General features: G+C 73.8%; 1 protein-coding gene. It reads right to left on the reverse strand.

Annotated elements, in window-relative coordinates:
* The coding region (locus tag FCT00_RS20225; RefSeq protein ID WP_212748035.1) for a calcium-binding protein at window positions 1-504 on the reverse strand (504 nt) is incomplete at both ends.

Below are 504 nucleotides of genomic sequence, written 5' to 3' on the forward strand. Positions count from 1 at the left end.
GTCAGCGTGCCGCCGAAGGTGAACGCCTGATCGCCGCCCGTGGTCGTGTCGGCGTCGATGGAGCGCAGGATGATGCGGTCCACTCCGGCCTCGAAATCGTCGATCCGGTCGGCCGCCGCGCCCAGCCCGGTGTCGCCCTCGCGGAAGACGAACCGGTCCGCGTCCGCCCCGCCGATCAGGAAATCGCGCCCGCCGCCGCCGATCAGGACGTCGCGCCCCTCGGCCCCGTTCAGGAGCGTGTCGTCGCCGTCGCCGCCGATCAGCCTGTCGTTGCCCTCGAAGCCGAACAGGATGTCCGCGCCGCCGCGCCCGTTCAGGGTGTTGGCCCCGCTGTCGCCGCGCAGCGTGTCGCCGTGGTCGGAGCCCGTCAGGTGCTCGATGCCCGTCAGCGTGTCGCCCGTCGCGTCGCCGCCCGAGGCCGAGCCCGCCGCGAGGCTGATCGTCACCCCCGAACCCGACCCGGTGTAGAGCGCCGTGTCCTCGCCCGCGCCGCCGTCGATGTCG

The organism is Maritimibacter alexandrii, assembly GCF_005871115.1.
In the GTDB taxonomy this organism is placed as follows: domain Bacteria; phylum Pseudomonadota; class Alphaproteobacteria; order Rhodobacterales; family Rhodobacteraceae; genus Maritimibacter; species Maritimibacter alkaliphilus.